Source organism: Klebsiella sp. 2680, assembly GCF_900198535.1.
In the GTDB taxonomy this organism is placed as follows: domain Bacteria; phylum Pseudomonadota; class Gammaproteobacteria; order Enterobacterales; family Enterobacteriaceae; genus Klebsiella; species Klebsiella indica.
The window spans coordinates 914,396-928,201 of the sequence record NZ_FZNJ01000002.1 but is presented as its reverse complement, the minus strand read 5'-3'; the positions used below and the strand labels follow the sequence as shown (position 1 = coordinate 928,201).

The following is a 13,806-nucleotide window of genomic DNA, read 5'->3' as shown; positions in this document are numbered from 1 at the left end:
CGCCTTTTTTTATGCCCGGTTTAATCTTGCTGGTGTACTCTTTGGCTCTTAGCAAGAGGAAGCCAATTTTTATGGATATGACTTTTTTCCGCGCCGCCCTGGTTGGGGTTTGCGTACTGTTTTCAGGTTGTGATTCAGCCACATCTCCCCAGGAACCCAAATCCGCCGTCACCGTGCTGGAGGGGAAAACCATGGGCACATTCTGGCGGGTCAGCGTGATAAATGTTGATCAGGCAAAGGATCAGGCGCTGCGCCAAAAAATTCAGGCACAATTAGATGCTGACGACCGTCTGCTCTCTACCTGGAAGAATGATTCAGCGCTGATGCGTTTTAACCATTTCTCCGGCACCACGCCGTGGCCGGTCAGCGAAGCGATGGCGGATATCGTCACCATGTCGCTGCGCATTGGCGCCAAAACCCATGGCGCGATGGATATAACCGTGGGACCGCTGGTGAATTTATGGGGCTTTGGCCCGGATAAACAACCGGTAAAAACGCCGGATCCGCAGCAGATCGCCGCGGCAAAAGCGCGTACTGGGTTACAGCATCTGACGGTGATTAACCAGGCCGATAAGCAGTTTTTGCAAAAAGACATTCCGGATCTGTTTGTCGATCTTTCTACCGTAGGTGAAGGTTATGCCGCCGATCATTTAGCGCGCCTGATGGAACAGGAAGGGATTTCGCGCTACCTGGTTTCGGTGGGCGGCGCGCTGGTGAGTCGGGGAATGAACGGCGAAGGGCACCCGTGGCGGGTGGCGATCCAGAAACCGACCGATCGTGAAAATGCGGTGCAGGCGATCGTCGATATTAACGGCCACGGTATCAGTACCTCAGGTAGCTATCGCAACTACTATGAACTGGATGGCAAGCGTATCTCGCACATTATCGATCCGCAAACCGGGCGCCCGATCGATCACAAGCTGGTTTCGGTTACCGTGATCGCCCCGACGGCGCTGGAAGCTGACGGCTGGGATACCGGACTGATGGTGCTGGGACCGGAGAAAGCGCAGGATGTGGTACGTGAACAGGGGCTGGCGGTCTATATGATTGTTAAAGAAGGGGAAGGATTTAAAACCTGGATGTCGCCGCAGTTTCGCACTTTTCTTGTCGGTGAGAAAAATTAAACAGCAAGATTTCGGGTTTTTGATAACGGAGTTCGGCCCAGACTGAAGATACACTTAGTGCTTATCCCATCGGGGTGTTTGACTTGTCAGTTTGTGGTCGGCCATGGGCGAAAAACGCGTTGTGTTTTGAACGTACTTCAACGCGGCCGGGAGGGAGCGCGAAGCGCTTCCGGATTCCGACTGACAAGCTAATAACCCCCCGTAGGGAGGCGCTGCTTACCGCAGGAGTCCGTTATGAAACCGATAATGATTGATACCGATGAGGGCCGCTGGCAGGCCGTATGCGAACGCGATGTTCGCGCCGATGGTCAGTTTGTGTTTGCCGTGCTGACTACCGGAATTTGCTGTCGCCCATCCTGCCGTTCGCGACGGGCATTGCGGGAAAATGTCCGCTTTTATCCCTCCGTTGACGCCGCGCTGGCGGCAGGTTTTCGCCCGTGTAAACGTTGCCAGCCGGAAAAAATCGCTCCGCAGCAGCAGAAGGTGGATAAAGTCGCAGCTGCCTGTCGATTGCTGGAGCAGGAGGCGCCGATAACGCTGGACACACTGGCGCGTCAGCTTGCGGTCAGTCCGTTTCATTTTCATCGTCTCTTTAAATCTGTCACCGGTATGACCCCCAAGGCCTGGCAACAGGCCTGGCGCGCCCGTCGCTTACGCGAAGCGCTGGCTCAGGGGGAAAAGGTCACCGATGCGGCGTTGTCCGCCGGTTTTCCGGATAACAGCAGTTACTATCAGCAGGCTGATGCCGCGCTGGGGATGACCGCCAGTCAGTTTCGTCGTGGCGGCGACAAGACTGATATTACCTGGATATGCGGCGACGGTCCTCTGGGGCGCTGCCTGGTCGCAGAAAGCGAACGAGGCGTATGCGCCGTATTGCCGGGAGAGAATGACGCCTTGCTCTATGAGGAATTAGCCCGAATATTTCCCAATGCACGCCTGGTGCCTGGTGACGACGTTTTTCGCCAACGGGTGGCGCAAGTATTTACGCATCTTAACGATTTCCGCCAGCCATTCTCTTTACCGCTCGATTTGCGCGGTACGGCGTTTCAGCTTCAGGTCTGGCAGGCGTTGCGGCAGATCCCGGCGGGCGAAACCCGCAGCTATCGTCAGGTCGCGCAAAGCATTGGCCGTCCCCGCGCGGTCAGGGCCGTGGCGAGCGCTTGCGCCGCCAACAGGCTGGCGCTGGTGATTCCCTGCCATCGGGTTGTCCGTGAGGGAGGGGCGTTATCCGGCTATCGCTGGGGGAGGGCGCGCAAAGCGCTGCTGCTGGCGCGCGAAGCACAAACCGAGGAGAACTGATGCTCGATCTTTTTGCCGATACGCCGCCCTGGCAGGAGCCGCTGGCGCCGGGGGCGATCGTTTTACGTCGCTACGCCCGCGAGCGCGCAGCGGGACTTTTGCAGGTCATCGCCGATATTGCCCACCGCTCGCCTTTTCGTCAGATGGTAACGCCCGGTGGTTATACCATGTCGGTGGCGATGACCAACTGCGGCGAACTGGGCTGGACCACGGATCAGCATGGATATCTCTACGCTAATACCGATCCGCTCACGGGCCAGCGCTGGCCGCCGATGCCACAGCTTTTCCGTGAGCTGGCCTCAGATGCTGCCGCCGCTTGCGGCTATGCGCAATTTGCGCCAGATGCGTGCCTGATAAACCGCTATCAGCCGGGGGCGAAGCTGTCGTTACATCAGGATAAAGATGAACACGACCTGCGTGCGCCGATCGTGTCCGTTTCGCTGGGGCTGCCGGCAATATTTCAGTTCGGTGGCTTGAAGCGTAACGACCCACTACAGCGGGTACTGCTGGAACACGGTGACGTGGTGGTCTGGGGCGGGAAATCACGACTGTTTTATCATGGTATCCAGGCGTTGAAAGAGGGAATGCATCCGGCGACCGGCGCCTGCCGTTATAATCTCACTTTTCGTCTGGCGGGCAATAAAAATGAGAATTATTCTTGCCGTTACCGGCGAGCCGTTTAAACTGCTGGCTGTTTTTGCTTGCCCGGATTCGGTGTTATGGAACTTCTTCTTCTTGTCTGGCGCCAGTATCGCTGGCCGTTTATTGCCGTCATTGCCCTGAGTCTGCTCAGTGCGGCGTTGGGTATCGGGCTTATCGCCTTTATTAATCTGCGCCTGATTGCCATTGTGGATACCTCCCTGACGGTTTTACCGGAATTCCTCGGATTGTTGCTGCTGCTGATGGCCGTCACGCTCGGCTCGCAGCTGGCGCTGACCACGCTCGGTCACCATTTCGTTTATCGCCTGCGCGGAGAATTTATTAAACGTATCCTTGATAGCCAAATCGAGACGATTGAGAAAATCGGCAGCGCGTCGCTGCTGGCCGGGTTAACCAGCGATATTCGCAATATTACTATTGCCTTCGTGCGCCTGCCTGAGCTGGTGCAGGGGATCATTCTGACCTTCGGTTCCGCCGCCTATCTGGCCTGGCTATCGGGGAAAATGATGTTGATTACCGCGCTTTGGCTGGCATTGACCATCTGGGGCGGCTTTATACTGGTCTCACGCGTCTATAAACATATGGCTTTGTTGCGTGAAAGCGAAGATAAGCTGTATCACGATTATCAGACGGTGCTGGAAGGGCGCAAGGAGCTGACCCTTAACCGCGAACGCGCTGAATATGTATTTAACCAGCTTTACCTCCCGGATGCGCGTGAATATCGGCATCATATTGTGCGTGCCGATACCTTCCATCTGAGCGCGGTAAACTGGTCGAATATAATGATGCTTGGTGCCATTGGCCTGGTTTTCTGGATGGCCAATAGCCTGGGCTGGGCCGATACCGCGGTGGCGGCGACCTACTCATTAACCTTGTTATTTCTGCGCACGCCGCTGCTTTCGGCGGTGGGGGCGCTGCCCACTCTGCTCAGCGCTCAGGTGGCGTTTAATAAGCTGCGTCAGTTTTCGCTCGCGCCCTATCGCGCCGAATTTCCGCGGGCGCAGGCCAATCCTCACTGGCAGACACTGGAACTGCGCGATGTGGTGTTCCATTATCCCGATAACCGCTTTTCGGTAGGGCCTGTCAATATGATGCTGCAACGCGGCGAGCTGATATTTCTGATTGGCGGCAACGGTAGCGGAAAATCAACCCTGGCCATGCTACTGACCGGTTTGTATCAGCCGTGTGCCGGGCAGATTCTGCTGGATGGACAACCAATAGCGGCGGATAAACCGGAAGATTACCGTAAGCTATTCTCCGCCGTATTTACCGACGTCTGGCTATTCGACAGGTTGCTGGGGCCGGAAGGGAAAGCGGCCGATCCCGCGCTGGTGGACAAGTGGCTGGATTATCTACAAATGGGGCATAAGCTGCCGCTGGATAACGGTAAAATTCTCGATCTGAAACTTTCGAAAGGGCAAAAAAAGCGGGTGGCGCTGTTGCTGGCGCTGGCTGAAGAGCGCGATATCATCATGCTGGATGAATGGGCTGCAGATCAGGACCCGCATTTCCGCCGTGAATTTTATCAGGTATTGCTGCCGCTCATGCGGCAAATGGGGAAAACCATTTTTGCCATCAGCCACGATGACCACTATTTTCAGCATGCCGACAGGCTGCTGGAAATGCGCGGTGGTCAACTGGCGGTGCTGACGGGCGAAGAGCGAGCGCAGGCAAGCCGCGATGCGGTCGCCCGTACCGCCAGATAAACGTTGATACCTCTCCGGGAAGCTCTCTTCGGGGCTTCCCGCCATCCGCTGTTTTTTCCATCGACTGAATGCCTGGCGGTTATTATTTCCGTCTCCTCGCGCTATGCTTAATGCTTCCGGCCTGCTGGTCTGAGAGATATTTCACAAGGATTGCCTGATCGATGTCCGTTTTGCATAAAAAAAGCGCCAGGCTGCGCGACGAAGAGCGTGCCCGCCTCATCTGGCTACTGAGCACTGATAAAGCCGTCACATCTTCACTGTTGGGTAAATTAACCCTGGCTGAACGCTATGATGACGGTACTCTTCACGACGATCTGGCGGAAGTGGGCGCGCTGGTTTCGCACCTGCCGCCGCCGGATCTTGCCGATGCGCTGGAAGCGTTGCCTTATGACGCCCGTAACGCGCTCTGGCGACTGGTGGCCGACGACAAACGTGGCGAGGTGCTGCTGGAGGCGTCGGAAAGCGTCAGGGGCGATCTCATCGATAAGATGAGCGATCATGACCTGCTGTTTGCCTTACAAAATCTGGATATTGATGAGCAGGTCTATCTGCTGCAACACTTGCCGCGTGATCTGACCGGGCGACTGTTGGCCACGCTGTCGCCGGATAAGCGCGCGCGTATTCGCCAGATGATGCGCTACGCTGACAATACCGTCGGCGCAATTATGGAGTTCGAGGTTATCACCGTCCGCCCGGAGGCCACCCTTGCGGCGGTTCAGCGCTATCTGCGGCGATTGGGCAAAATGCCGGAAAACACCGATAAGCTGTTTGTGACCACCCGCAACAAGCTGCTGCTTGGCGAACTGGAACTGCAAACGATTCTGCTCAACGATACGCGTAAGCGAGTCGGGGAGGTGATGGAAGGCGATCCGATTACTTTTCAGCCGCATGAGGATGCGGAGAAAGTCGCCCGTACTTTCGAACGTGATAACTTACTTAGCGCCGCGGTGATTGACGCAGAAGGCGTGCTGATGGGGCGTTTGACCATTGATGAGATCGTTGATGTTGTTTATGAAGAGACGGATAACGATTTACGCCGGATGGGGGGACTGAGCAATGAGGATGATGTTTTCGCCCCGGTAAGCAAAGCGGTGAAAACCCGCTGGGCCTGGCTGGCGGTGAATCTCTGCACTGCCTTTATTGCTTCCCGCGTTATTGATGGTTTCGAACATACCATTTCCCAACTGGTCGCCCTGGCGTCGTTGATGCCGATTGTCGCCGGGATCGGCGGTAATACCGGTAATCAGACGATCACCATGATTGTGCGGGCGATGGCGTTGCAGCTTATTCAGCCGGGCAGCTTTTCGTTTTTGCTCCTCAGAGAGATGGGGGTCGCGCTGATCAACGGCATTGTCTGGGGCGGGATTATGGGCGCGATTACCTGGTGGCTATATGACGACCCCCAGCTTGGCGGCGTAATGATGCTGGCGATGATGTTAAACCTGCTGATGGCGGCGATGATGGGCGTGATTATCCCGATGGTGATGGTCAGACTGGGGCGCGATCCGGCGGTCGGCTCCAGTGTGATGATTACCGCTATCACCGATACCGGGGGGTTCTTTATTTTTCTCGGGCTGGCGACGCTTTTCCTGATGTAACCGGCGCTTTGTTGCGCAGGCGGCGGGGGATCAGCGCCATGGAGAGCAGACCTGCCAGGACGCCAATCGCCAGATTACTGGTGCCGACGGTGGCGCCGACGGTCACCAGCATTACCAGGGTTTCCGGCCACGGCGTCCGCGCGATCTCCGTCGGGCGAATGCTGTGCCAACTAAAAGTTTTCACCGCCACAATCACCATCACACCGGCGAGAACGGCCATCGGGATTCTCGCCATCACTTCGCTTAGTCCGGTGACCAGCAACAGTAGCACCAGGCCAGCGGCAAGGGTGGAGATCCGGCTACGCGCTTTGCCCATTTCAACGTTGACAATGGTCTGGCCGATCATCGCGCACCCGGCAATACCGCCGTAAAACCCGGCGAGAATATTCGCGATGCCCAGACCTGCGCTCTCGCGCGCTTTGCCGGAAGGGGTTTGCGTTAGATCATCAACTAATTTCGCCGTCAGCAATGATTCCATCAAACCCACAAAGGCGATACTCAGCGCGCAGGGCCAGATGATTTGCAAGGTTGTGATATCCAGCGGCACCATCAGGGTGTTCAGACCCGGCAAGCCGCCACGCATTGAGCCTTCATCCCCGACCGTTGGCAGTAATTGCCCGCTGGTGACGGTAAACAGCGTGAGCAGCACAATCGCAATCAACGGGGAAGGGATCGCTTTAATGTAACGTGGCGCCCATAATACGATCAGCAGCGTTAACAGGAATAAGCCGATAATCAGCGGCTGTTTACTCCAGAAATGGGGGATCTGGGCGAAAAAGATCAGGATCCCGAGGGCGTTAACAAAACCGGTCATGGCCGCCTGCGGGATAAAGCGCATCAGCCGCGCCATGCCGCAAACGGCAAACAAAATTTGAATTATGCCTGCCAGAATAACCGCCGGAAGGATATAGCCGACGCCATATTGATGCACCATCGGCCCGATGACCAGCGCCACCGAACCGGCTGCCGCGGTGACCATGGCCGGTCTGCCGCCCAGTACCGACATGGCAAGGCATAACACCACCGAAGCGATCAGGCTAACCTTCGGATCAACGCCGGCAATAACGGAAAAAGAGATGACTTCGGGTATGAGGGCCAGTGCGGTCAGTGCGCCTGCCAGGGTTTCACGTGTCAGCAGCGCGGGAGAACGCACTATCTGGCGTAATGTGCCGACGTTAGCGGAGAGCGCGGAGTCAGAAACGGGTGGCATAAAAAAAGTTCGCAGAATATAAATAAAAGTGAGTATTGTCAGACGATGCTAACGTGCGGTCTGTCACAAAACCGAGGATGATAGCGCGGAATCGTTCCTGATACCAGTACAAAATGTGATTTATGATACACATTTATTAAACATTTTTATAACAGATCTCAAAACTCAACTTAAATTTTAAACAATATTTAAATTATTTTTCTTCGGTGCTACCTTTGGAGTCGAGAATCGTTTCACCTGCGCTAAATAAAAAAGCGAGTAAAGTAAGGCTCAAATCCGATGAAGAAAAAGATGGCCGTACCCAGCTCACAGGCGGTTGGTTCCAATAACACTCGGACCCACACCCGCCATGAGCAAGAGACGGATGTATTGCTGATTGGCGGCGGCATCATGAGCGCCACGTTGGGAACCTGGCTGCAGGAACTGGAGCCGGAGTGGTCTATTACCATGGTTGAGCAGATGTCCAGCGTTGCGGAAGAGAGCTCAAACGGATGGAATAACGCAGGGACCGGCCATGCGGCGCTGATGGAGCTGAACTATACGCCGCAAACCGCTAATGGCATCAATATTGATAAAGCGGTTGATATCAACGAATCTTTCCAGATCTCTCGTCAGTTTTGGGCGCATCAGGTGACGCGTGGCATTCTGAAAAAGCCGAAATCTTTCATTAATAGCGTGCCGCACATGAGTTTTGTGTGGGGCGAAGACAACGTCAATTTTTTGCGCGCCCGCTATGCGGCACTGCAACAAAGCGAACTGTTCCGCGGTATTCGCTACTCTGAAGATCATCAGCAAATTAAAGCGTGGGCACCGCTGGTAATGGAAGGGCGCGATCCGCAGCAGAAGGTTGCCGCGACTCGCTCGGAAGCAGGCACTGATGTGAACTACGGCGAAATTACCCGTCAGCTGATTGCCGGGCTGCAAACCCATGAAAATTTTTCTCTCCAGTTGAGTACCGTTGTGCGCCGCTTTAAGCGCAATGCGGATAAGAGCTGGAGCGTCACCCTGGCGGATGCCAACAATCGTCATCAGAAACGGGTCATTAAAGCGAAATTTATCTTTATCGGCGCCGGTGGCGCTGCGCTAACCCTGCTACAGGAAACCGGTATTCCACAAGCCAAAGAGTACGCGGGTTTCCCGGTCGGTGGACAGTTCCTGGTGTGCGAGAACCCGGAAGTGGTTAATCACCATCTGGCTAAAGTTTATGGTCAGGCGGAGGTTGGCGCGCCGCCGATGTCCGTTCCCCATATCGACACCCGGATTATCGACGGCAAGCGCGTGGTGCTGTTCGGACCGTTTGCCACATTCTCTACGCGTTTCCTGAAAAACGGTTCGCTGTGGGATCTGCTGGCTTCCACCAATACGTCAAATATCATGCCGATGCTTAACGTGGGCCTGGATAACTTTGATCTGGTGAAATACCTGATTAGCCAGGTGCTGCAAAAAGACAAAGATCGTCATGCGGCGCTGTGCGAGTATTATCCTGAAGCGCGTAAAGAAGACTGGCGCCTCTGGCAGGCCGGTCAACGGGTGCAGATTATCAAACGCGATGAGAAAAAAGGCGGCGTGCTGCGCCTGGGAACCGAAGTGGTCAGTGATGATGACGGTACGGTGGCCGCGCTACTCGGCGCATCGCCGGGCGCTTCCACCGCGGCGCCAATTATGCTGCAACTGATGGAAAAAGTCTTTAAGGATAAGGTCAATTCGGCAGAATGGCAGGCGAAACTGAAAGCGATTATACCAAGCTACGGTACGCGACTGGATGGCAATGCCGCGGAAGTTGAAAAGGCGCTGGCGTGGACCAGCGAGGTTCTGGAGCTGCACTATGCGCCGCACACGGCGCCCGATGATGTTCCGCAGGCGGAACTGAAGCCGTTGACTACAGGTCAGTCTGTCGCGGATATTGCGTTGTAATCCGTTATCCGGCGGCTAAGCCGCCGGACGCTCTCTGAAGCATTAACGGGTACGGCAAGGCAGAGCATCTTCACCTCTCGTCGTGCGCCGCGCTACTCCTCGTGATTTTTTCCCTCTTCTAAAAAATCTTCATCTATCTCATCAATGTTTCCGGCGTGATCGCGGCCGGACAGCAGGTTCCAGCAGGCGATAAACAACGCGGCAATCAGCGGGCCAATAACAAATCCGTTGATGCCGTAGATTTCCATTCCGCCAATTGTGGTGATCAGGATCAGGTAGTCGGGCATTTTGGTATCTTTGCCGACCAGCAAAGGGCGCAGGATGTTATCCACCAGACCAACGATAATCACAAAGAAGCCGACGATAAAGGCTCCCTGCCAGAGCTGGGCGGTGGCGAAGAGATAGATGGCCGCAGGGACCCAGATAATCGCCGCGCCGACGGCCGGAATCAGCGACAGGAATGCCATTAGCGCGCCCCACAGGATGCTGCCATCAATACCGACGATCCAGAATGCCAGCCCACCCAGCGCGCCCTGAGCAAGCGCTACCGCGACGGTGCCTTTTACCGTCGCCCGGGCGACAGCGGCAAATTTAGCGAAAAGATGCTGCTTAACGTGGGTTGATAGCGGCAGCGATTCGAGAATCAGCCTGACGAGGTATGGGCCATCTTTTAGCAGGAAAAACAGCAGATAAAGCATGATGCCGAAGCTGATGGTAAAACCGAAAGTCCCTTTACCGATCAAAAATGCGCTACCGGCAAGGTACTGACCACCTTTTAGCGCAACCGAAGAAAGCTGCCGTTGGATTTGTTCGGCGCTATCAAGATTATGCTCAGCGAGGAAGCTGCGGGCCCATTCCGGCAGGTGAGCAAACAGGCTGGCAACCACCGCCGGGAACTGGGTATCATTATGCTGAAGTTTGCTGTAAACGACATTCAATTCAAAGGCCAGAGACGAGAGAATGATCGCCAGCGGAGTAAAAACGATCAGGCAGATAATGATAATTGTCAGCAGCGCCGCCAGGCCGTTGCGCTCTCCGAGTTTACCGCGCAGCGTGTTCTTCACCGGATGGAAGATCACCGACAGAATCGCGGCCCATAAAATGGCTGAATAATAGGGCGAGAGAACGTCGAAAAAAGCGAGGGTGACGATCAGCACTATCAGAATGAAAAAGCCTTTTGTAAGTCCATTAACTCTCATGTAAATCCTTCAAAAAATGACGTATAGAATAAAATAATAGAAGCTTTTCCACGATTTACAATCTGATTGATTTTCATGCTTCAGTAAGCAAAGGGGGAGGGGAATAAGGCCATTAAAAACCGGATATGGGAGCAGGGGCTGCGTTGATTGTGACGATGTACGCTCTGGCGGCCAGTCCGGATGCGCGCTGTGTTCTCGTCAGGTTTTTTGATGCGCCCATCCTCCATGCGGTGAGCCGGAGAAAGCCGCAGATGCAGCAGTAACTCCCAAGGCACTGTCGGTCATAAAAAAGGCATAAAAAACAGACGAGATTGTGAGGCTGATGACAAACCTAATTTAGATATTGTGCTCGCATTTCTGCCGGGTGGCGGCTATCGCCTTACCTGGCATGTAAAACCAATAATATCATCATGTTATGGATTTTTCGTAGGCCCGCGCAAGCGAAGCGCCGCCGGGCAATTCCGGAAAAACGCACTTTGTCAGCAATCTGGATTGTCAGTCTTGCCGCCGCATCAGGCTTTCGCAGAACCCACCGAAAAGTGATTCCCGTTGGCAAATACAACAGCGAACAACGCTGATGCCTCGCTTAACCGATGATGAGCATCAGGCAGCGCTTCCATTTTTTACGTATGGTTTACCGGTATTGTCATTTATGAACGACACAGTACAGATATGTTGATTTTTTATCCGTGCTGTGAATAAAGTAGGGGAGTCGTTTATCAATCTTGCGGAAACTGCTTATGTCTCATCTTATCAGGCCAGACGCCATCGGCAGTTTACCGTACCATCGGGACTCGCGGTGAAAAAAAACCAATACTTCGGGCCTGCGGCCGATTTTGCTATACGGACAACGCTGGCCGCTGCGGGTAGCATGCTTTTCGCTACCTGGCTGGGTTTTCATCACCCCTGGTGGGCCGCAATGACCGTCTGGCTGGTGGCGCAACCTACCCGCGGGCTGCTACTGGAGAGAATGATTGCGCGCTTTACCGGCAGCGCAGTTGGCGCACTGGCCAGTATGGCGATTCTGCTGTGTCTGCCGATGAAATCATTCGGGCAATTATTGGTGCTGACGCTGTGGTTAGCGGCCTGCGCGGGCATTGGCAGTTTCTTCCGCCAGTTCCGTAATTATGGCTTTGTGCTGGCAGGCTACACCGCCGCTGTTATCGTTATGTTCAGCTATTTTGAAGCGCACACCGACTCACGCCTGGCCATTGACCGCACGTTTTGTACCCTGACGGGGATAGTTTTCACCGGGCTTGCGGCTTTTCACAGTTTGTCCGGCAACCGTTTTTCCGTGCTGAGTCAGCGATTTACTCTCCTGATTAATACCGTGTTATCGCAGGTACCGTATGCGCCGACCGCAAAACAACTTGTTGATTATATCGGGACGATTACCCGTCTTAACGCCGAGCTCGATAAAGAATCGGCAGGCTCGCTTTCAGCAATGCGCCAGGCCCGACAAATGAAACGAACGCTGCTTGCCTTGCTGAATGTTATCGCCACGCTGGCAACGCCCCACGCTGTGGTAGCCCGACATCCAGAATACCGCGTTCCCACTGCGCCTGACCTTTCGGCGCTTATCCGCCAGGCATCTGTGTCCGATAACACGCTGCTGGCACAGTCTCTGACGGAACTGCAACAATGCCTGGCGGGCGTGCCGGAAAGCTACGGTTTTTTTTGCCGGTTGCGCCACCATGACTGGCTGGTTGTGCTGCATGCTGTGTTGCGTCCGGTCGGGGCGCTCGCGTTATCTGGCAGCCTGTGGTTACTCACGGGCTGGGAAACCGGCCCCATTATGGTGATGACAGCCGTGCTGTTCGCGTCATTATTTTCCAGTAACCCGCAGGGCAACACTGCTCTTGCGGATGTGCTGTCGGGGACGATCATCGGGGCGCTGGCGGGGTGTCTGTTCCGGCTGTGGATCTCGCCGCAACTGAGTCATGATGCCGGAGTGCTGGTGATTATTCTGTTTCTGATGACCGGGGCCTACCTGATGGCATGCCCGCGTACCAGCAAAATGGCTATCGACATCAATATGACCTTTCTGTTGGTGACGCAGCCTTTTTCGTCCCAACTGCCTGCCACGGTCTCCGACGTATTGATGCAAAGTGGCGCGATTTTATCCGGCGCCACGATTGCCGCCCTCTGGTACTGGCTGGTATTACCCGCATCTCCTCGCAGCAGCCAGGCGCGCGCCGCACGGCGTCTCATCGGGATTGCGCGTCGTTTATCCCGCAGTACATCCCCTCAGGAGGTGTCGTGGCTGCTGCGATATGGTCAGTCGACGTTGATGCAGTTATTTGCCAGCCACAGCCATGATGCGCAGTTTATCAGGTCCGGGCTGCGCTATCTGCGTCAGGCACAGCGCAGTGTTATGCAGTTTCACGCTCACAATCACGAACGCGCGTTTCACAGCCAGAAAACCGACGCATATCCGCGTACAATGCTGGCGGCACGGCTGGTTCAGCGCTATCTCACCTGTAACCGGCGTTCATCGTAAACATCGGTCATATAGGGCGATTAACGAGGTGGAGGCTGATTGCCTGCGTGGACGGTCTGAAGGGCTTCCCGGATGCGATAAACAGTGTCTACCCGCAGACCCATATCCAGCTGTGCATCATCCATATGGTACGTAACAGCCTGAAATACGTGTCGTGGAAGGACTACAAAGCCGTCACCAGCGGACTGAAAGCGATTTATCAGGCCCCGACCGAAGAGGTGGCGCTGATGGCGCTGGATGCGTTCGCGGGTGAGTGGGACAATAAGTATCCCCAAATCAGCAAAAGCTGGCGTGCGCACTGGGAAAACCTGAATACGTTCTTCGGCTACCCGCCGGATATCCGCAAGGCTATCTACACCACGAATGCTATAGAATCGCTGAACAGCGTGATCCGTGCAGCCATAAAGAAACGCAAAGTGTTCCCGACGGACGACTCGGTACGGAAAGTTGTCTATCTGGCGATCAAAGATGCGTCAAAAAAATGGAGTATGCCGATCCAGAACTGGCGGCTGGCAATGAGTCGTTTTATTATCGAGTTCGGTGACCGCCTGAGCGATCACCTTTAATACGGTGGCAGTTACACAGAATTACGGACA

At 54.9% G+C, this 13,806-nt stretch carries 9 protein-coding genes and 1 pseudogene; 8 read left to right on the top strand and 2 right to left on the bottom strand.

The window, feature by feature from the left end; genetic code table 11:
• The first annotated feature begins 71 nt into the window (after positions 1 to 71).
• The 5 genes from apbE (at position 72) to mgtE (ending at position 6,387) form a co-directional block, all read left to right on the top strand.
• Entirely contained in the window at positions 72 to 1,124 is a 1,053-nt protein-coding gene (gene apbE / locus FN037_RS11685; RefSeq protein ID WP_142502301.1) for an FAD:protein FMN transferase ApbE, read from the top strand.
• A gap of 234 nt (positions 1,125 to 1,358) precedes the next feature.
• Entirely contained in the window at positions 1,359 to 2,423 is a 1,065-nt protein-coding gene (gene ada / locus FN037_RS11680; protein ID WP_142502300.1) for a bifunctional DNA-binding transcriptional regulator/O6-methylguanine-DNA methyltransferase Ada, read from the top strand.
• A complete protein-coding gene (alkB, locus tag FN037_RS11675) occupies positions 2,423 to 3,106 on the top strand; it encodes a DNA oxidative demethylase AlkB (protein ID WP_142502299.1) in 684 nt (227 codons plus the stop codon). The genes ada and alkB overlap by 1 nt, the downstream gene beginning before the upstream one ends.
• A gap of 36 nt (positions 3,107 to 3,142) precedes the next feature.
• The gene (locus FN037_RS11670; protein WP_142502298.1) at positions 3,143 to 4,789 is read left to right on the top strand and encodes a multidrug ABC transporter permease/ATP-binding protein; all 1,647 of its coding nucleotides are present in this window, start codon (positions 3,143 to 3,145) and stop codon (positions 4,787 to 4,789) included.
• Between the two features lie 161 nt (positions 4,790 to 4,950).
• A complete protein-coding gene (gene mgtE / locus FN037_RS11665) occupies positions 4,951 to 6,387 on the top strand; it encodes a magnesium transporter (protein ID WP_138361322.1) in 1,437 nt (478 codons plus the stop codon).
• Here the strand turns inward: mgtE and FN037_RS11660 are convergent.
• Positions 6,350 to 7,597 carry a SulP family inorganic anion transporter gene (locus FN037_RS11660; protein WP_142502297.1) on the bottom strand — a complete coding sequence of 416 codons (1,248 nt, stop codon included), beginning with the start codon at positions 7,595 to 7,597 and terminating at the stop codon, positions 6,350 to 6,352. The two genes, mgtE and FN037_RS11660, sit on opposite strands and share 38 nt — an antisense overlap.
• Positions 7,598 to 7,876: 279 nt before the next feature.
• Between FN037_RS11660 and mqo the strand changes: the two genes are divergently transcribed.
• A complete protein-coding gene (mqo, locus tag FN037_RS11655) occupies positions 7,877 to 9,511 on the top strand; it encodes a malate dehydrogenase (quinone) (protein ID WP_142502296.1) in 1,635 nt (544 codons plus the stop codon).
• Positions 9,512 to 9,603: 92 nt separating this feature from the next.
• Here the strand turns inward: mqo and FN037_RS11650 are convergent, their stop codons facing one another.
• Positions 9,604 to 10,710: an AI-2E family transporter gene (locus FN037_RS11650; protein WP_138361319.1), complete on the bottom strand. Its 1,107-nt coding sequence runs from the start codon at positions 10,708 to 10,710 to the stop codon at positions 9,604 to 9,606.
• A 799-nt stretch (positions 10,711 to 11,509) separates the two neighbouring features.
• Here FN037_RS11650 and FN037_RS11645 point away from each other — a divergent pair.
• Both FN037_RS11645 and FN037_RS11640 read left to right on the top strand, forming a co-directional pair.
• Positions 11,510 to 13,210 carry an FUSC family protein gene (locus FN037_RS11645; protein WP_142502295.1) on the top strand — a complete coding sequence of 567 codons (1,701 nt, stop codon included), beginning with the start codon at positions 11,510 to 11,512 and terminating at the stop codon, positions 13,208 to 13,210.
• 35 nt (positions 13,211 to 13,245) lie between these two features.
• Positions 13,246 to 13,776 (top strand): annotated as a pseudogene (locus tag FN037_RS11640) (transposase); the annotation flags it as partial.
• Positions 13,777 to 13,806 lie beyond the last annotated feature (30 nt).

Excerpts from the sequence above, each read along its gene's own strand:
- mgtE (WP_138361322.1), top strand. The coding sequence starts at position 4,951 with ATGTCCGTTTTGCATAAAAAAAGCGCCAGGCTGCGCGACGAAGAGCGT.
- alkB (WP_142502299.1), top strand. The coding sequence starts at position 2,423 with ATGCTCGATCTTTTTGCCGATACGCCGCCCTGGCAGGAGCCGCTGGCG.
- ada (WP_142502300.1), top strand. The coding sequence starts at position 1,359 with ATGAAACCGATAATGATTGATACCGATGAGGGCCGCTGGCAGGCCGTA.
- FN037_RS11660 (WP_142502297.1), bottom strand. The coding sequence starts at position 7,597 with ATGCCACCCGTTTCTGACTCCGCGCTCTCCGCTAACGTCGGCACATTA.
- FN037_RS11670 (WP_142502298.1), top strand. The coding sequence starts at position 3,143 with ATGGAACTTCTTCTTCTTGTCTGGCGCCAGTATCGCTGGCCGTTTATT.
- mqo (WP_142502296.1), top strand. The coding sequence starts at position 7,877 with ATGAAGAAAAAGATGGCCGTACCCAGCTCACAGGCGGTTGGTTCCAAT.
- FN037_RS11650 (WP_138361319.1), bottom strand. The coding sequence starts at position 10,710 with ATGAGAGTTAATGGACTTACAAAAGGCTTTTTCATTCTGATAGTGCTG.
- apbE (WP_142502301.1), top strand. The coding sequence starts at position 72 with ATGGATATGACTTTTTTCCGCGCCGCCCTGGTTGGGGTTTGCGTACTG.